Annotated in this window: 18 protein-coding genes and 1 riboswitch; of the genes, 7 read left to right on the top strand and 11 right to left on the bottom strand. The window is 39.7% G+C overall.

The features are described 5' to 3' along the window. Positions 1 to 38: 38 nt before the first annotated feature. A riboswitch (TPP riboswitch) is annotated at positions 39 to 148 on the bottom strand. A gap of 53 nt (positions 149 to 201) precedes the next feature. Next, the gene (locus LCD32_RS00325) at positions 202 to 2,049 is read right to left on the bottom strand and encodes a monovalent cation:proton antiporter family protein (RefSeq protein ID WP_007498989.1); all 1,848 of its coding nucleotides are present in this window, start codon (positions 2,047 to 2,049) and stop codon (positions 202 to 204) included. A 160-nt stretch (positions 2,050 to 2,209) separates the two neighbouring features. Between LCD32_RS00325 and prpE the strand changes: the two genes are divergently transcribed. Next, positions 2,210 to 2,953, top strand: a complete 744-nt coding sequence (gene prpE, locus LCD32_RS00330) for a bis(5'-nucleosyl)-tetraphosphatase PrpE (RefSeq protein ID WP_017359667.1) — start codon at positions 2,210 to 2,212, stop codon at positions 2,951 to 2,953. 40 nt (positions 2,954 to 2,993) lie between these two features. On the opposite strand, the gene LCD32_RS00335 is transcribed toward prpE, so the two are convergent. From LCD32_RS00335 to LCD32_RS00350, 4 genes are all read right to left on the bottom strand, one after another. Next, positions 2,994 to 3,887: an RluA family pseudouridine synthase gene (locus LCD32_RS00335; protein ID WP_224562984.1), complete on the bottom strand. Its 894-nt coding sequence runs from the start codon at positions 3,885 to 3,887 to the stop codon at positions 2,994 to 2,996. 17 nt (positions 3,888 to 3,904) lie between these two features. After that, positions 3,905 to 4,705: an NAD kinase gene (locus LCD32_RS00340; RefSeq protein ID WP_008355343.1), complete on the bottom strand. Its 801-nt coding sequence runs from the start codon at positions 4,703 to 4,705 to the stop codon at positions 3,905 to 3,907. A 65-nt stretch (positions 4,706 to 4,770) separates the two neighbouring features. Beyond that, positions 4,771 to 5,400, bottom strand: coding sequence for a GTP pyrophosphokinase family protein (locus LCD32_RS00345; protein ID WP_008348457.1), 630 nt, complete (start codon positions 5,398 to 5,400; stop codon positions 4,771 to 4,773). A 33-nt stretch (positions 5,401 to 5,433) separates the two neighbouring features. Then, positions 5,434 to 5,799, bottom strand: a complete 366-nt coding sequence (locus LCD32_RS00350) for a hypothetical protein (protein WP_008348459.1) — start codon at positions 5,797 to 5,799, stop codon at positions 5,434 to 5,436. 207 nt (positions 5,800 to 6,006) lie between these two features. On the opposite strand from LCD32_RS00350, the gene LCD32_RS00355 reads away from it, so the two are divergent. The 5 genes from LCD32_RS00355 to LCD32_RS00375 all read left to right on the top strand — a co-directional run bounded on the left by LCD32_RS00355 (position 6,007) and on the right by LCD32_RS00375 (position 9,426). Next, the gene (locus LCD32_RS00355; protein ID WP_050827158.1) at positions 6,007 to 6,582 is read left to right on the top strand and encodes a CYTH domain-containing protein; all 576 of its coding nucleotides are present in this window, start codon (positions 6,007 to 6,009) and stop codon (positions 6,580 to 6,582) included. A 25-nt stretch (positions 6,583 to 6,607) separates the two neighbouring features. Beyond that, positions 6,608 to 7,372 (top strand): lytic transglycosylase domain-containing protein, encoded by a 765-nt coding sequence (locus tag LCD32_RS00360; protein ID WP_224562534.1) that lies wholly within the window; start codon positions 6,608 to 6,610, stop codon positions 7,370 to 7,372. Between the two features lie 277 nt (positions 7,373 to 7,649). Next, entirely contained in the window at positions 7,650 to 8,048 is a 399-nt protein-coding gene (locus LCD32_RS00365; RefSeq protein ID WP_224562535.1) for a thiol management oxidoreductase, read from the top strand. After that, complete coding sequence (locus LCD32_RS00370) at positions 8,045 to 8,956, top strand: ClpXP adapter SpxH family protein (RefSeq protein ID WP_007499002.1); 912 nt, start codon at positions 8,045 to 8,047, stop codon at positions 8,954 to 8,956. Before LCD32_RS00365 ends, LCD32_RS00370 begins: the two co-directional genes overlap by 4 nt. A gap of 296 nt (positions 8,957 to 9,252) precedes the next feature. Beyond that, on the top strand, positions 9,253 to 9,426 hold the full coding sequence (locus tag LCD32_RS00375) for a hypothetical protein (protein ID WP_017359669.1): 174 nt from the start codon (positions 9,253 to 9,255) through the stop codon (positions 9,424 to 9,426). Positions 9,427 to 9,656: 230 nt separating this feature from the next. Here LCD32_RS00375 and pepF read toward each other — a convergent pair whose 3' ends face one another. The 4 genes from pepF to mecA all read right to left on the bottom strand — a co-directional run bounded on the left by pepF (position 9,657) and on the right by mecA (position 15,292). Continuing rightward, positions 9,657 to 11,483 carry an oligoendopeptidase F gene (gene pepF, locus LCD32_RS00380; protein WP_282900478.1) on the bottom strand — a complete coding sequence of 609 codons (1,827 nt, stop codon included), beginning with the start codon at positions 11,481 to 11,483 and terminating at the stop codon, positions 9,657 to 9,659. Between the two features lie 214 nt (positions 11,484 to 11,697). After that, entirely contained in the window at positions 11,698 to 12,960 is a 1,263-nt protein-coding gene (locus LCD32_RS00385) for a competence protein CoiA (RefSeq protein WP_224562537.1), read from the bottom strand. A gap of 60 nt (positions 12,961 to 13,020) precedes the next feature. Further along, entirely contained in the window at positions 13,021 to 14,541 is a 1,521-nt protein-coding gene (gene cls / locus LCD32_RS00390; RefSeq protein ID WP_008348473.1) for a cardiolipin synthase, read from the bottom strand. An 85-nt stretch (positions 14,542 to 14,626) separates the two neighbouring features. Next, the gene (gene mecA / locus LCD32_RS00395; protein WP_008348474.1) at positions 14,627 to 15,292 is read right to left on the bottom strand and encodes an adaptor protein MecA; all 666 of its coding nucleotides are present in this window, start codon (positions 15,290 to 15,292) and stop codon (positions 14,627 to 14,629) included. Positions 15,293 to 15,556: 264 nt separating this feature from the next. Between mecA and LCD32_RS00400 the strand changes: the two genes are divergently transcribed. Then, on the top strand, positions 15,557 to 16,222 hold the full coding sequence (locus tag LCD32_RS00400; protein ID WP_007499010.1) for a TerC family protein: 666 nt from the start codon (positions 15,557 to 15,559) through the stop codon (positions 16,220 to 16,222). Between the two features lie 40 nt (positions 16,223 to 16,262). Here the strand turns inward: LCD32_RS00400 and spxA are convergent, their stop codons facing one another. Both spxA and LCD32_RS00410 read right to left on the bottom strand, forming a co-directional pair. After that, a complete protein-coding gene (gene spxA / locus LCD32_RS00405) occupies positions 16,263 to 16,658 on the bottom strand; it encodes a transcriptional regulator SpxA (protein WP_003211421.1) in 396 nt (131 codons plus the stop codon). A 193-nt stretch (positions 16,659 to 16,851) separates the two neighbouring features. After that, a complete protein-coding gene (locus tag LCD32_RS00410; protein WP_060780967.1) occupies positions 16,852 to 17,430 on the bottom strand; it encodes a GNAT family N-acetyltransferase in 579 nt (192 codons plus the stop codon). Positions 17,431 to 17,533 lie beyond the last annotated feature (103 nt).

The raw sequence follows: 17,533 nt of genomic DNA on the forward strand, positions 1-17,533 counted from the left end.
CCGCGTGGAAAGTGGTTTGGAATTTGTAAAAAGCATAGTCAAACACCGCACCACTTCCCTACGCAGGTATGAACCTGTTCAGGTAATGAGGGTCTAAAAGTCTACACTTTTATCTCAGCCCTTTTAAAGGACTCCCCTAGTGGATCAAACATATATTGTTGTACCTCTATCTTAATCAGGATTTGTTCATCGGTCAAGGGTTCATTGCAACTCTAATTGGGCTCTAAGTCCTGCCACATACTCCCGGGAGCCAGACACAAGCACGCGGTCACCGCTTCTAAGCGTCGTATCCCCATGCGGTACTAAGCTGTCAATTCCTCTAAAAATACGGACAAACACCAAATCGCCGGTAAAAGGAAATTCCCTCAGCATGACATTATGATACCGATGATTGTTCATTTGAATTTGATACAAAGAAGAATCCTCATTTGTTAACAAGCGAATCGCATCAGGTGCTTCAATCAATGCCCTCAGCACCGTTTTAGATGATAAGAAATTAGAAAAGGTATCGATCCCTGCTTCCTTTAAAGTCAGCTCGGCTTCCGCTTTGTTAACACTTGCAATGACTTGTTTAGACCCTTCTTCTTTTGCAAATAAAGCAATTTCCTTATTTTTCGTTTCACTGCCTGTAGCCACAACGAGCACATCCTCTTGCCCGATGCCAGCCTGCCTGAGCGTATCATCGTCATATTGTTCAATCGCTTCAACTTCAAAGATGGAGTCAGCAAGCAAGGCTTCTTTATTTTCCTGAAAGACGTGTAAAATACGGATGTCATATTCATCCTGATGTAAATCAAGCGTCACAGGTAACGTCAGCTGATTCGCTCCAATAAACGTCACACGCTTTTTATGATTGGTTTCACGTTCTTGTTTAAATAACGCCTTAAACCAAACAGGCGTTAAAACACTCGTGAGCACAGCGACTAGAATAAGGGCTCCTGACATTTTATGATCAATGACACCAAGCCGCTCACCAATCGTTGCAGCAGCAATGACAAGGGATAACGTCGAGGTTAATAAAAAACCAGAACCAATGACCTTTTTCATGTCATACCATTTTTTTAAATAAAGAATCGGAACGAGTTTACTAAGCAATAATGCAATAAACAGTAGCGGAATCATGATCATGATGGTTGGATCTTTAAAGAGTGACCATATATTCAGGTCCACACCGACCATCACAAAAAAGATCGGAATTAAAAATCCATAGCCAAATGAGTCCAGCTGCTGTACGAGTTCTTTATTAGGCGAAAGAAGAGACACAAGCACACCTGCTAAAAAAGCCCCCAGAATATTTTCAGCACCGAGTGATTCAGATAAGGCAACTAAGACTATAATGAGAGTAAAGATGGCTCTTGTCCCAATTTGCACCGTTCCTTTTGACATGGACTGAAAAATGGACTTTGTCTTAAATACCCGGCCAAATAAATAAAGAAGAATACCTGCCGCAAATAATAATAAGAGCAACCACATGTTCCCTGTTCCATCGCCATAAATGGAGGAAAACACAGCAAGTAAAATCATTGTCACCAAATCAGCAATGACGGCTACAAGCAAAATGATTTGACCAATATTCGTTTGCATCAACTTTTCCTCTTTTAAGGTAGGAACTACCACACCCAATGAGATGGTGGAAATAATAAGCGTCATTAAAAAGGCATTTTGAATAAATCCTGCAAGGACAAACGCATAAGACAGGATAAAGGACATACAAAATACGCCAACAAAAATAATGGTCGCTGTTTTAAATGTATTCGGTTCTTTTAATCCATTTGGTAGTTCTCGCGCTTTCTTCTTTGATTCAAAAGAAGAAAAATCTATTTCAAGTCCACTTAAAAACATAAGAAAAATAAAACCTAGCATGGATAACGTATCTAGCCATGCGTCGTGTTCAACAACTAGTTGAAGACCGCTTTTTCCAATGATGAGCCCCATGATGATTTCAGCGACAACGACCGGGATGGTCAGCTTAAATCGGTGCAATAAAATGGGGGTGAAAAAGGCTACAATAATAACGACAACGAGTGATGAAACAGATGTATGCTCCATTGGCTAAAGCCTCCTAACATTCATGTTTAATTTTTAAGTTTTACGTTAAAGCATTGATTCTAACAATTGCCCAAATGAAATGAAAGCCATTCGTTATATTTTCTAAAATTCAAACTTCTTTATATCCGATCAATGGATGAAAAAATCAGGAGGAACCTTTATGAAATTCGATATCATCGGCGATATCCACGGCTGCTACGAAGAGCTGCTTACCCTCATACACAAACTAGGATACGAACTCAAACACGGACTACCTGTCCACCCTGATAAGAGAACACTGGCCCTTGTTGGTGATTTAACAGACCGCGGCCCTCGATCAGTTGCCGTGATGCAATTTGTCATACACGCCTATTCTAAGGGCGCCATCCGCTATGTGCCTGGCAACCATTGTTTTAAGCTGTATCGCTATTTGAAAGGAAATCCCGTAAAATTACTGCATGGCATTGAAACAACGGTAAACGAAATCAAAAACCTGCCGCATGATGAACAAACCATTTTATCACGTGAATTTAAACATTTATTTGAAAAGGCACCGCTTTATGATGTACTGATTCCTAATGAACTGATCATTGCACACGCAGCGATGAAGGAAAAGGATATTGGCAAAAAACCGAACAAACAGATGAGGTCTTATCTATTATTTGGAGCAGTCACCGGAGAAACATGGCCAGACGGTCGACCTGTCAGGAAGGACTGGGCAAAGGAATATCACGGAAAACCATGGATTGTGTACGGGCATACACCCGTAAAAGAACCAAGATTTATCGGTAGAACGGTTAACATTGATACAGGCTGCGTCTTTGGCCACAAGCTCTCTGCCCTTAGATATCCAGAGCTTGAGACAGTATCTGTTCCTTCATCTATGCCATATGATGATTCAAGATTTCAGCATTTCACGCAATAAAAAACCCGGTCCACCATGACAGGTGACCGGGTTTACTTGTTTACTGAAGCAATAATGTCATATCATCCGGCAAAGGAGCCGAAAAGGTCATGGACTCCCCTGTTATCGGATGCGGAAAAACAAGGGTTTCACTATGAAGTGCCTGCCTGCCTATTCTCTCGCTTGTTCCACCATATAGCGTATCTCCAACAAGCGGATGACCAAGGAATTGCATGTGAACACGAATTTGATGAGTTCTTCCCGTTTCAAGGGTAAGGGACACATCAGACATATCTAAATGAGTATGTACCGCCCGCACCGTATAATGTGTTACGGCTTCCTGACCAGACTCATCTACCATTCGTTCAATAATGCTGTCCCCTTTTCGAGCAATTTTTGCTCTAATCGTTCCTTCCTTTTGCGTGATCATGCCATGTGTCATGGCTCTATACGTTCGCTTGACTTCCCCTTTTTTCTGCGCCTTTGATAAAAGGCTGTGTGCAAAGCGATGTTTAGCGACTAACATGACACCAGAAGTATCACGATCAAGACGGTTCACCAAGTGGACAGTCAGCCGAACGGACTGCTCAGCATAATGGTGAAGCAGTCCATTTGCAATACTATGCTCAGGGTGCTCTCGAGAAGGAATCGATGGGATATACGGCTTTTTATTCAGCACAAGCACGTGCTCGTCCTCAAATAAAATATCAAGTGGAATGGCCGAAGGTTTTAGCCCTTCACTCACTTTTTCCTCGGGAAATACAATGGTGAGCCTGTCTCCCTCGCGCAGCTCATATCTCACGGTCACATGCTCTCCATTAATCAGAAGGTCACCGCCATCAAATTTAATATCTGTCAGCATTCTTTTTGAAATGCCAAGATCGATTAAGTAGTCCTTCAGCAGCCTGCCTTCTTCTTTGGCTGATATGGTTTTGTTAATCTTAAAGTATTCCAGCGAGAACAACCTCTTTCTTATTCTCCTTTGCCGATAAAGGAATCTTGCACCCTTTTCCAAAACGGAAATGGTCTAAATCGGGCAAACCGGACATTCTCGTCTGCCACTCGGCATTGAATGGATTTCACATCTTTATGCAGCAGCGACAAATGATCTATCGTCACCTGAAAATCCACATCATTAATCGGTTTGATCACACACGTATGGTGGTCCGGCAAAATGAGCGGCGAACCGACCGTTCTAAACACTCTGTTGTTGATTGAAGCCATTTCTGCCAGCTGGATCGCCCTAATGGATGGGTGAATAATAGCCCCGCCAAGTGCCTTATTATAGGCTGTACTGCCAGATGGTGTAGACAAACAAAGACCGTCTCCTCTGAATGTTTCAAAAAGCTGACCTCTAATCTCAACATCTGCCACAAGTGTACCTTCCATACTTTTAATCGTACATTCATTCATTGCTAAATATTTTTCTTCCCTGCCCCCATCGTTGTACCTGACGATGACTTCAAGGATCGGATATTCCACAATATGATAAGGCGTTTTGGCAATGGCTAACACAAGCTTTTCAATTTCACTCGGGACCCAGTCTGCATAAAAACCAAGATGGCCTGTATGTACGCCGACAAAAGCGGTTTCGTTCAGACGGTTGCTATACCGGTGAAAAGCGTATAAAAGGGTTCCGTCTCCGCCAACTGTAATGACGAGATCGGGTTCCTCTTCATTTAATTCCATTCCAAAATCCAATAAGTAGGTCTGTATTTTATTTTTGAGTGTGTCAGATACAGAATTCCCTTTCGAAGAAACTGCAAATTTCATGAATTCTTCTCCTTTTCCACCTTGCTGCGACGAGAGAGCAGCATCATATTTGATCAAGCTTAGGCTCAGCTATCGTTTTTCTTTTTCCGGGAAAATGCCACTTGTGCTTCTTGAATTTCCCCTCTGATTTCAGACATCTCATCATCAAGAAGAGATGCTGCCTCAGAAGCTCTTTGAAGGCGCTGCTTGACCTTCTCCGGGATATTCCCGCTATATTTATAATTCAGAGAATGCTCGATGGTCGCCCAAAAATTCATGGCTAATGTACGGATTTGGATTTCGACGAGGAGCTGCTTCTCTCCATTGATCGTTTGCAGCGGATATAACACAACAAGGTGGTACGAGCGGTATCCGCTTTCTTTATGTTCTGCAATATAGTCGCGTTTATCTACAACCACGAAATCTTTTCGTGACTGAAGCATTTTCTTGACGACTTGTATATCTTCTACAAATTGGCACATAATGCGAAGCCCTGCAATATCCTGCATCGTTTCAATCTCATGCATCGGGATGTTTTTACGCTTTGCCTTTTCCAATATGCTGGCAACGGGTTTCACTCGGCCAGTGACAAATTCTACTGGTGAATGGTCATCCTCAAATTCATACAGTTTTCGGATGCCTTTTAGTTTCACTTTTAATTCTTCGACTGCTTGCTTATATGGTGCGAGGAATTGATCCCATTGTTTTTTGTCCATGAAACTTCCCCCAATTCCAAATACCTAATTATTTCAGAGGAATGTGCTCTTCACTTTCTCTTCCATATCTCCGTAATTGGCATTGTCTTTAATATTGTCGATTAAATAGTTTAATTCCTGATGAAGTTGAATGAGTTCTAGCGTTTGCTCTTCCGCCGCCAAATAGACAGGGATTTCACGATTCATTGCTTCTTTTAATGGAGCCCATGTATGTTCTCCTAAAATAAGATACGTAAAAGACTCCTCAGTCTCAAGTATGTAAACGAACGCAAAGTGATCAGAATCAACAAGCATTTGTCCTGATGCTTTTGCTTTTTGAATTTGCTCATCTGACTGGACCGTCAAGATCAGCCTGTCTTCTTTTAAAGTTGCTTCTGTGATTTCAATTCTGTTTTGCATCATGATCTCCTTTACAACAAAGTACAGCTTTATTTTATCATATCAAGTTCAATATTGATAAACCGAACTTTTTGAGAAAATTTGATTTCTCCATTTCGTTGTTCATTTAGCATCTATATACGTCTCTTTTTAAGGAATCAATAAGAAAAAAAGAAGCTTTTCATGTACAATAATCATATTTCCTCTAAATGAAAGGTTGATGTCAAAATGGCACAGGAAATTGAGATAGAACTAAAACAATTATTAATGAAAGAAGAATTTGAACAGCTAAAAGAATATTTTCAATTAAAGGACGAGGACTTCCTCACTCAAACCAACTATTATTTTGATACACCTCAATTTGATATAAAATCCAAATTCGCTGCATTACGAATGAGAGAAAAAGGTGGGCAGTGGGTCCTCACATTAAAGGAACCGCATGAGATCGGCCTTCTGGAAACCCACCAAACGATCGATCCTCCCGCTAGTCTTGAACATTTCCAACTGCCAGAAGGTGAAGTGGCAGACAGGTTAGTACACCTTCACATTCAAAAGGATCAAATCGTGTATTTTGGTTCACTGGAAACGTCAAGAGCAGAAAAAATGATCAAAGAAGGCTTAATTGTTTTGGATCACAGCCGATATTTAACAGTAGAGGACTATGAACTTGAATTTGAAGTGAGTGATTTAGACATTGGACAAGCTGCTTTCACAGCATTGCTTCAGCAATTTCAGATCCCACCAAGACACACGAAAAACAAAGTCGTACGTTTTTATGAAGAAAAAATGAAAACAAAAGAATAGATGAATTCCTTGAAGGAGGAACATGATGAACGTCAATCAACTTCAATCCTTTATACAGCTTCAAGCACTCAAAACGTTACAATCTGATAATGGACAAACACAACTCACAGCTGGACAAGAATCAAGCGCTGAGACTTTATTCCAGTCGCTGTTGCAAGATTTTTTAGGCGGATCAGAATTATCTCGTCTCCCGCTTTCCATTTCTGCTTTCATGGGATCGGACCCATCAACGTCTCCGAACACGCAATATGCACGCATGAATCCATATTTATCTGCGATAGCGGGCAGTGAACAGCTTCAATCTCAGTCTCTTTATGCAAATGACAGCCAATTGAATACCGCAAATGGTATTGGAAACGTCTTAAATAACAGCTACACACCGCCCCTTCAAAAAGCTGTTTCAGGCTCTTCATCAAAAGAGATTAATCAAATCGTCTCACAAATGGCTCAAAAACACGGAGTTCCAGAAAAACTGATCCATGCAGTGATCAAGCAAGAATCCGGTTATCGCACGAATGCTGTCAGCCATGCAGGTGCACTTGGACTGATGCAGCTAATGCCGTCTACTGCTAAATCACTTGGCGTGAACAATGCCTTTGATGCAGCCCAAAACATTGAAGGCGGAACGAAGTATTTAAAACAAATGCTTCAAAAATATAATGGAAATGTCTCACTCGCCTTAGCCGCTTATAACGCAGGCTCAGGGAATGTAGATAAGTACGGAGGCATTCCTCCATTTAAAGAAACACAAAATTATGTAAAGAAAATCACAGCTCAATATTTCGCCTAAACCGAAGAGAATAACCTCTTCGGTTTTTTGTATGTCGCTTTTCACCCTTTTTTGACTGAATGTGTTATGATATGGTCAATTGAACACGGAACCTGTCTCCCTCACTATTCCCAAAGGACCAAAGCGGTTTGTTTGTGGAATTGAGTAGAGGTTGTTAAAATAAGTATACAAGAATAGAAACAACAAAATAGAACAAACTGAATATCACTTTTGAAATACATGAAATTCGCAATAGGGTGAGCCATCCTATTAGCTACGAGTTAAAGGAGTAGTCAACATGGTACAATCGTTTAACGCACCTTACGAAGCGGTTGGAGAGGAACTTCTATCGCAACTTGTTGATACTTTTTATGAAAATGTAAAGTGTCATCCTTTGCTTCATCCTATTTTCCCGGATGACTTAAAAGAAACAGCAAGAAAACAAAAACAGTTCTTAACTCAATATTTAGGCGGACCGCCGCTTTATACTGAGGAGCATGGTCACCCAATGCTACGGGCGAGACATCTCCCTTTTCCGATTACTGAGGAGCGAGCGGACGCATGGCTTGAATGCATGGAGGATGCAATGGATCAAGTAGGACTAACCGGCGATATTCGTGACTTTTTATTTGAGCGACTGTCTTTGACGGCTCGTCACATGGTCAACCAAATATCTGAAAAGGACGGACGATCTTGAGCTGCAATCCGCATGAGCAATATTTCTCACATTGTCACGGACATCCTCAAAAGCCGATTGAAATCTATGTATTCATTGATCCTCTCAGCCCGGACTGCTGGTTATTAGAGCCATCAATTAAAAAGTTGAAAATGAAATATGGCCGTTTCTTCACTTTACGAACGGTTACAAGTTCTAGTATTAATGCTTTGAACCGGAAACGAAAAAAACATTTGCTAACCGAAGCGTGGGGGAAATTTGCCACGAAAACTCAGACCAAAAAAGAACAAATGCTGTCTGAACAAATTGTGACATCACCTTATCTCGCCTCTCTTGCATTAAAAGCAGCTGAACTTCAGGGCAGAAAATGCGGGATGAAATTTTTACGACTCATTCAAGAATCGCTTTTTTGCCATCAGCAGGACGTCACCAGTGAACAAGTCTTGCTAGAAAATGCAAAAACGGCTGGACTGGACATTGAAGAGTTCCAGCGAGATATCCATTCTCAAAGTGCTGTCAAAGCGCTCCAATGTGATATGAAAATCGCAGCTGAAATGGATGTGTCTGAGCTTCCCACTTTCGCCTTTTTTAATACGATCAATGGTGAAGAAGGATTAAAGATTTCAGGTGCATATTCTTATGATATTTACGAGGAAATTCTCTTTGAAATGATTGGCGAAAAACCAACACCTTCAGAACGACCGCCAATTGAATGGTTTATCGCTTACTTTCAATTTGCATCAGCAAAAGAAATTGCCGTTGTATATGATTTGACACTTGAAGAAGTTGAACGCGAGATGAAAAAGCTCGCATTCGCTAAAAAGGTAGAACGTGTACAAGTACATCAAGAAATGTTTTGGCGTTATACAGAAGGAGACAATCATTCAGATCTTGACGTTTACCGCTGTGAGAATGAACATGGGTGCTGACCCATGTTTTTTCTTTATTCCTAAAAAGAACACTTGTTCTATTTATAAGTACGAAGAAACCGCGCCGGGATAAGCGCGGTTTCACTATGTCTTAACGACAACAAAGGGGATGGGAGAAATTTTTCACGGTCAAACAAAGGGGTAATGTTTGTATGTGATTAATTTCACATCTGTAGTATATCAAATTTTGTCGACTTATGACAACCGATATACTATATGTTCATATTTTTGTCACAAAACATAAGAGGACTGTCACTTTCATATAGTGAAAGTAACAAAAAAATGGGGGGATCTGCATGCGCAGCACAACCATTGGACTTGTTGCCATTGGCTTATGTTTCTGTTTAAATATATTAGGCTTAATGAAGATGCTGCCTGTTTACCTGACATCTCCACTCCTATTCGCTTCCATTCTCTTTACACTCTATCGAATGAATCACCGGAAAACCTTCAAAGGTTTTAAAGCGTAATCATTGAATGTACAAACCTCGTTCATATAGACGAGGTCTAGCGTGTAGGCAACCCTCGCATTCGGTGTCAGTCCTGCGTGCAAAGGTTTTCTATCACGCTAAAAAGAAGTCAAAGGGCTAAAATCAACTTCATTTTAGCCCTTTGTCAACAATCTGGTCTTTTTTATTTCAAGAAAAAACTCCTGCCAAAAGGTGAGTTTGCACTCACACATCTGACAGAAGTCTTCTCGTTACTCACTAGTCTTTGAGATGAGCTCTTCCATTTCCTTTAATTTTTCTTCAAACAATTGACATGCTGCCTCAATTGGTTCTTTTGATGCCATATCTACACCAGCTTTTTTCAGCACGTTGATTGGATAGTCAGAGCTTCCTGCTTTAAGGAAGTCTGTATAGCGCTCCACTGCAGGTTTCCCTTCTTCTAAAATTTGTTTACTTAATGCCTGAGCCGCACTATAGCCTGTCGCATATTGATACACATAATAGTTGTAATAGAAATGCGGAATTCGCGTCCATTCTAATCCGATTTCCTTATCCACAACCATACCGTCGCCAAAATACTTCTTATTCAGGTCGTAATACAGGTTCGTCATGAACTCTGGCGTTAATGCCTCCCCTTCTTGCGCTTTCACATGAATCAGGTGCTCGAACTCTGCAAACATCGTTTGTCTGAATACCGTCCCTCTAAATCCTTCTAACAAGTGATTGAGCACATACAAGCGCTGCTTTTTGTCCTCTAAATGATTGAGTAAGTATTCGCCTAGTAATGCTTCATTTGTTGTAGAAGCTACTTCCGCTACAAAAATGCTGTAGTTTCCGTACGGATATGGCTGATGCTTTCTTGTATAGTAGCTATGAACAGAGTGACCAAATTCATGAGCCAGCGTAAATAAATTATCAATATTATTTTGCCAGTTCATTAAGATATAAGGATTCGTACCATAGCTTCCAGAAGAATACGCGCCGCTTCGTTTCCCTTTATTCTCATAAACGTCTACCCAGCGATTTTCGAGTCCCTCTTTTAATACCGAAACATATTCTTCTCCTAATGGCGCTAACCCTTTCAGCATATAATCCTTTGCTTCGTCATAGGTCAGCTTCATGCCAGCATCTTTTACTAATGGTGTATACAAGTCATAATTGTGCACTTCATCAAGCTTTAATACCTTTTTACGCAATTCAATGTAGCGGTGTAATAAGGGTAAATATTGATGAACTGTATCAATTAGATTGTCATACACTTCTTCAGGAATACTGTTGCGTGATAGCGCTGCTTCTCTTGCCGATTTGTATTGACGTACTTTCGCATAAAAATTATCCTTTTTAATCGAGCCGCTGAGTGTAGACGCCAAAGTATTCTTATATTGATCATACGTTTTATAAACGGCTTTAAAAGCATTCTTTCTCACTTCACGATCATCACTGTTTAAAAAAGTAATGAAGTTGCCATGAGTAATTTTCTTTTCTTCTCCATTTTCATCCTTAACAGAAGGGAACGAAATATCTGCATTATTAAACATACTAAACGTAGTGGATGATGTTGATAAAGGTTCAGAGGCTTCAGCTAATAAAGCTTCTTGCTCCTCACTTAAAATATGCGGACGCTCTTTGTTAATTTCTTCGAGAGCGTGAGAATAAAGTTTTAATTCTTCTTTTTCCAAAATAAATTGCTGCAGCTTATCTTCTTGAATAGATAAAATCTCCGGAACAATATAGGCAGATGTACTAGACAGCTGTGTAAATAAATTGGATGCTTTATCATTTAAAGCCTGAAATGATGAATTTGTTGTATCTTCATCATATTTCATATGCGCATATGTATAAAGCTTGCCAAGCTTTTCAGAAAGTTGATCCTGAAATGTTAGGGCTTCATACAAGACATCAGCAGAATGGGCCAGCTTGCCTTTAAATTGGGCGAGCTTCGGAATTTCTTTTTTTACAGCTTCGAATTCCTTATTCCAAGAATCGACACTTTCAAAAATATCTTCAAGGCGCCATTTGTTTTCTTCTTTTACTTCGCTTCTGTCTGGTAAATGATTGTTGTTATTTTGTGAAGTCATATGAATCCCCCTTGCATGAGTTGTGTTGAACCAACCTTTCGGAAAGTGAAAGAAATTGGTGTTGTATTTATCTTCTTTGTTTTGAACTATGTTTGTCAAATCATATGCAGAAATAAATACCAAACAAACTAAAAAAATGAGAAAAAAGCGTTTCTTTCTATTCAATAGCAGCACCACCTTTTTCTTATCATGATCAAAGTGGGCATGAAACATGCTAATGAAATAAGAAAGCATCTCGTTTTATCGCTTCATCTGCTGTTCGTATAGGCTTTTGATTCGACGTTACTTGATAATTACCCTCTTTCGTCATGTATAAAAACCCTAGTTTCACAAGCGCCCGTACATATGAAATGATCACCTCTTTGATTTCTTCTATTGTGACATTGGCATATCGGAGCTTCACTTCTTTATGCTGGACACATCGCTCAATTTCTTTTAAAAGAAGATGAATGGTCACTTGTTCTTTTCCCTTTCTAACCATCCAATCATAAAGATATCCTTGCCACACATAAACAGGGCTTGAAAAGATATATGCTTCTGTCAGGGGGATAAATAATTCTGTCGGTAGAAATGGCCATGCTGTTTGATGATGCTCATAAAATATGGTTCTTAAACGCTTGCTTTCATTTGCTAAAATGCGGGATGGCCGCTCCCTAAATTGCCGAATACACTTGAGCCACTCTTTATACAATTGATGATTGCTCGAGGAAACAGATAAGAGTGCTGGTAGTTGGCGATAAGCTGAAGGCGGTCTAACGGTCATTGAGGCACATATTTTCGTTGGCTGAAACACGAGAAGTTGATCCAGGTGGATGAATCTATTTTGGATCGGACAATAAAAAATGAGTCTCCTATTCTTTGACTGCCTTAAAATTCCCCAATGAATGGAGGAGAATGAAAAGAGCTGGCCACCCATTCGTTTTAAACGATTCGCCCCTATGACCCATATAGGATAGAGCCCCGCAGCACGGAGACCTTCCGTTCGTTTATGTAGCTCTTTCCACGAAATATTTGCACATTGAAATTCGATAGCATAGCTTTTATTTTCTATAGCAACGGTCACATCAGGGCGCTGCTGAATGTTTGAAACATATTTCTCTAGTAACGGCTCATATCCAAGCTGCGTGAGCCAATCCTTAAGAGCCATTTTCCCTGCCTGATGATAAGCTGTTTCACCGGTGGACGCTAATGGACATGCCGAGAGCTGTTTATGTGCAAAATGATGGACACGATGCTCACCTAGCTTTAATAGAACCTCCTGCCTACATTCAGGACAGTAAAATTTGCACGTAGCTCTTACATGCTCTAGCCGCCTTTTAGCCAGATGTTGTGTGATGCGAATCAGCTTGCCATTCTCCATGATCGCTGCATTCATATATTTCGCCCCTTGCTCTTTGATGACCGTATTATAGCTTTTTCTCTCATCAGGAAGCGAATATCGAAAATGAATTTTTATCGTATCAAAACACGATTTCAACCTACTTTCCCTTAGTAAAATAAAAAATCCCCCTTTTAGAAAAGGGGGAAAATACAATTTTTATAAAAGAGGTGATAATAATCTTGCTGTTGATTCAAACAGCCTCACCCTTAAAGGCCTCTTCGCAAATTCTTCTGGAACAATTTCATGTGACTGCTCTAAGTCACCTAAGAAGTCGTTGACCAGCTTCTCTGTGCTTTTTGTTTTGTAGAGGAAAGCATTCACTTCAAAGTTCAGATGAAAACTTCTCATATCCATATTTGCTGTACCAATTGATGCTAGCTCACTATCCACAATGATAAACTTACTATGCATAAAGCCTTGATCATATTCATATACCTTCGCACCTGCTTCTAAAAGTTCGGGGAAGTATGAACGGGACGCATGAAATACGATGCGTTTATCTGGATTTTTCGGTGCAATGATTCGTACATCGACTCCGCTCAAAGCAGCAATTTTCAGTGCGGACAAAATATCATCATCAGGTACAAAATAAGGTGAAGCAATCCAAATTGATTTTTTGGCGGAGATAATCATGGAGAAAAAGAGATTTTTAATGACTTCCCACTGTTTATCAGGACCACCAGCAATCATTTGTACGCCTTCTGCTCTACTCTCCATATGACTGAAATCTTTAAAATAATCCACACCCGAGCACCTTTCGTTGGTCATGTAATACCAATCCTGCATAAAAATCTGCTGCAAATCACGAACGGCCTCACCTTTAATCATCAGGTGCGTATCACGCCAAAATCCATATTGTCTGCTTCTCCCCATATATTCGTCCCCAATGTTTAGCCCGCCGACAAATCCTACTTCTCCATCAATCACCACGATTTTTCGGTGATTTCGGAAGTTGATTTTATTATTTAATAAGGGCAGTCTCACTGGTAAAAACGGAACGATCTGCACGCCAGCCTTTTCTAAGTCAGCAATATATTGACGGGAGAGTTTTAGGCTGCCTACATCATCATATAAAAAGCGGACAATCACACCACTTTTTGCTTTCTCGATTAAAATGTCCTTTAATTCTTGTCCCAGATCATCATGACGGAGAATATAATATTCTAGATGAATGTGATGTGTTGCTTTTTTGATCTCTTCAAAAATATGAGAGAACGTTTCTTCTCCATTGGTCAGAACTTTAGAGGATGTGCGATACGTAATAGGGGTATGTCCAAGTCTGTGGGCCAGTTTAAATAAGAGCTGCTGATGGTCACCCATATGAGTCATTTTTTCAATCGCTTCTCTGTGGATACGTTCATCTTCCTGGACAAGCTGTTCGTCTAGTACCGCTTTCTTTTCAAAAAGTCTGCGCTTTTTAATATTGCGTCCAAAGAAAATATAAAACAAAAACCCGAAAAGCGGAAAGCTCCCAAGCAGCACAAGCCACGTAATCGTTTGAGAGGGGTTTCTGTTTTCTAAGAAAATGACAAACCCGATGAAGATAATCGATAAAGTGAATAGAACACTGACGGAACTTAATACACTTACCGCTAGATCACCGGCAAAAATTTGGATAATCAAATAAGCACCTATCGTAATGATAAGAAAAAATAGAACTTTGACTACATTTCTCATTTCATTTTCTCCTTGCCGATCACTTTATTTACTTTTTCATTCAGATAAAAAAGTCGATTCCTCTATAGAAATCGACTTTTTGTTGTTACGAGAAGTGCTGTTGAATCGTTTCAAGCGCATTCTCTTTGACAATCAGCTGACCGTATTCTTGCAGTCTGTAGATGCTGACCACTGATTCATGAGCATATTCAAGCAGAATACTAAGCTTATTCTCCACCTGCTCATCTGACAAATCCTCGTGGAAGTCAACATATAGATAATAACGGTTTTCAAACGAATATAAACTTGTCGTAAAATCCTGCATATTTAATTGAGAAAGTGCAATCAAATCTTCAAAGTCATCCATTTTCAATACGAACTGAAGTTGAAGTTTTTTGTCCTTCTCATTATGATCTTCTTGATCTTGCTCTTCTTTATGAAAATCATCAAGCAGAGCATCTAAACTTTCTTCATCTGTTTGATCTTTTTTATCTTCTGGAATCGGCAATTCGAGCTTTTGTCCATCTTTAGAAAGTTGGGCTTTTGTCACGACAATTTCAAGACCTTTATCAAGTGCCTGTACTTGAATCCAAAGTGGTCCCTCTACTGCAAATTCTTCTTCTTCGTGCACTTCGTCCATCACTTCCCAGAACAGCTCTTCACTGCGCTCACGATTATACCAAATCTCTTCACGGTCAAAACCGCGATCTTCAATATCACCGTAGGAAATATAAAATTTGACTGTATGTTCATTTATTCTTTCGATTTCCATTTTGCCAACCTTCCCTTCTATATAAGATGTTGAAGGGACATACAAGCTCCCAATTAATAGTACTTTACTACACTTTACCCGTTCCGTCTACATGTTAACCATTTAAAGAAATGAGGTATTGCTGTGTACTGTCTATTTTATGATAAAAGATGAATAAAAGAAATAAAAACGCATTTTTTGCAGAGAAAACTTGCAGAAACATATATTTGAATCGTCTTCATATATTGGTTGTACGAGCTATTTTAGTGAAATGAGGTGAACTGGATGGAAACAGAGTGGATCGTATCCTTACTGATGATTATTGGCATAGACCTCATATTAGGCGGAGATAATGCATTAATCATTGCGATGGCCAGTCGAAGCTTATCAAATGAAAAACGAAACAAAGCCATATGGATCGGCACACTTTTGGCAGTGCTGATGAGAATTACCATGACTGGTGCTGCCGTTTATTTATTGACCATCCCCTATTTGCAATTTATCGGCGGTCTCTTTCTCCTTTATATCGGATACAATTTGTTAATTGAACAAAAGAAAGAATCCATTCGGATTAAAAGCAGCGGCTCCCTTTGGCGTGCTGTTCAGACCATCGTGATTGCAGATCTTTTTATGTCACTTGATAATGTGATCGCTGTTGCAGGGGCAGCTAAAGGGAACATGGTGCTCACTGCCTTTGGCTTAATGATTTCAGTCCCGATTATTATCTGGGGGAGTAAGCTGATTCATGCAGCACTAACCAAGTTTCCGATTCTTTTATACGGAGGGAGTGCCCTTTTAGCTTTTACTGGCGGAGAAATGATTGTCCGTGATGTAAAACTGAATGAATTTATGGCGCAGCATACAACACTTGAATTGTTGCTTCCTTTTTTAACCGTCGCAACCGTTATTTTAGCCAGTCTCTTTTACGAACAAACGGCTGAAAATAAATAAAAAAAGCTGCCAAATGATCGGCAGCTTTTCGTGTTGTCTATTAGTTAGCAAGTCGCTGAGCTTCTCGAAGTTGGAATGTACGAACCGTTCTAGGAAGGAAACGTCTAATTTCATCTTCGTTGTACCCAACTTGCAGTCTTTTTTCATCCAAAATAATTGGACGTCTTAGAAGACCAGGGTGCTCATTGATTAGTTTATACAATTGTTGAAGCGGCATTGTCTCAACATTTACATTTAGTTTTTGGAATACTTTAGAACGTGTTGAGATAATTTCATCTGTACCATCTTCCGTCATACGAAGAATCTCTTTGATTTCATCGATTGAAAGAGGCTCAGAAAAGATATTTCTCTCTTGGTATGGAATATTGTGCTCTTCTAACCACGCTCTTGCTTTTCTACATGATGTACAGCTTGGTGATGTGTATAATGTTACCATAAATCTTCACTCCTCAATTTGTAGAATGAATATTGATCTGTATTCTTAAATTAAAATTGTTCTAAATAAGTAATCTTTATAGTGATTATACTATAAAAAAGTAAGTGTGAACAGATTTTCTTGCAATTTTTGTGACAAAAACTAGACAATTTCATTCTTTTTGTGCAGATGTTTGAAGTCTGAACATTCTCATTTAGTCGAGATGATCGAAAATATTTTTTTGTTTTCTATTTTCAACGAGCTTCAGCACATCATCAACATCCTCATACGATTGTCCATACCATTCTTCGTCTTTATACGTATGGATTCCTTCGTACGTCTTTCTCATGGCCTCCATCATTTCTTCCTCATGATCTGTACGAGGCGACCAATAAAGAATTTCCATGCGGTTCACTTCATTCGTTGCAAGTGACCTGCGTTTATAACCAATTGATTCAGCATGCTTGAAGTGCTCTCTCTGATAAAACTTTAGGCGTTTTGCAGTATCTGCATCATCTTCATCTACAGGCTCGACCTCAAGCAAGATCGGTTTTCTTTTTTCCTTCAGCTTATGAATGAGCTTTGAGCCGAGGCCTTCACCTCTTGCATCCTTGGAAACAAATAAATAATCAATAAAGATGAAAGAATCAAATTCAGCGTACATCATTACATGATGAGGCCCTTCTTCTTTATGATAAATATCACTTCTTTCCTTTAATAAAGCTTCCATATGCTCTTTTGACTTCATTTCTTCTATCGGGAAGTATTCACTGAGCTTTTCATACCAATTCATGGATCCGCTCCTTATGATGTAGTTAAGAACCACTTCCTTATCTATTCCCGATTTCCTGCTATTTAAACGCCTGTACTAGTAAGACGCAACAATGCCTTTGGTG

The sequence above is a fragment of the Bacillus sp. RSS_NA_20 genome (assembly GCF_020165915.1).
GTDB classification, from domain to species: Bacteria; Bacillota; Bacilli; order Bacillales; family Bacillaceae; genus Bacillus; species Bacillus altitudinis.

What these genes read in the sequence shown, in the direction of transcription:
- cls (WP_008348473.1), bottom strand. Translation starts at nt 14,541, where the DNA reads ATGAGAAATGTAGTCAAAGTTCTATTTTTTCTTATCATTACGATAGGT.
- LCD32_RS00365 (WP_224562535.1), top strand. Translation starts at nt 7,650, where the DNA reads ATGGTACAATCGTTTAACGCACCTTACGAAGCGGTTGGAGAGGAACTT.
- prpE (WP_017359667.1), top strand. Translation starts at nt 2,210, where the DNA reads ATGAAATTCGATATCATCGGCGATATCCACGGCTGCTACGAAGAGCTG.
- LCD32_RS00375 (WP_017359669.1), top strand. Translation starts at nt 9,253, where the DNA reads ATGCGCAGCACAACCATTGGACTTGTTGCCATTGGCTTATGTTTCTGT.
- pepF (WP_282900478.1), bottom strand. Translation starts at nt 11,483, where the DNA reads ATGACTTCACAAAATAACAACAATCATTTACCAGACAGAAGCGAAGTA.
- LCD32_RS00355 (WP_050827158.1), top strand. Translation starts at nt 6,007, where the DNA reads ATGGCACAGGAAATTGAGATAGAACTAAAACAATTATTAATGAAAGAA.
- LCD32_RS00345 (WP_008348457.1), bottom strand. Translation starts at nt 5,400, where the DNA reads ATGGACAAAAAACAATGGGATCAATTCCTCGCACCATATAAGCAAGCA.
- LCD32_RS00360 (WP_224562534.1), top strand. Translation starts at nt 6,608, where the DNA reads ATGAACGTCAATCAACTTCAATCCTTTATACAGCTTCAAGCACTCAAA.
- LCD32_RS00325 (WP_007498989.1), bottom strand. Translation starts at nt 2,049, where the DNA reads ATGGAGCATACATCTGTTTCATCACTCGTTGTCGTTATTATTGTAGCC.
- LCD32_RS00400 (WP_007499010.1), top strand. Translation starts at nt 15,557, where the DNA reads ATGGAAACAGAGTGGATCGTATCCTTACTGATGATTATTGGCATAGAC.
- mecA (WP_008348474.1), bottom strand. Translation starts at nt 15,292, where the DNA reads ATGGAAATCGAAAGAATAAATGAACATACAGTCAAATTTTATATTTCC.
- spxA (WP_003211421.1), bottom strand. Translation starts at nt 16,658, where the DNA reads ATGGTAACATTATACACATCACCAAGCTGTACATCATGTAGAAAAGCA.
- LCD32_RS00410 (WP_060780967.1), bottom strand. Translation starts at nt 17,430, where the DNA reads ATGAATTGGTATGAAAAGCTCAGTGAATACTTCCCGATAGAAGAAATG.
- LCD32_RS00340 (WP_008355343.1), bottom strand. Translation starts at nt 4,705, where the DNA reads ATGAAATTTGCAGTTTCTTCGAAAGGGAATTCTGTATCTGACACACTC.
- LCD32_RS00350 (WP_008348459.1), bottom strand. Translation starts at nt 5,799, where the DNA reads ATGCAAAACAGAATTGAAATCACAGAAGCAACTTTAAAAGAAGACAGG.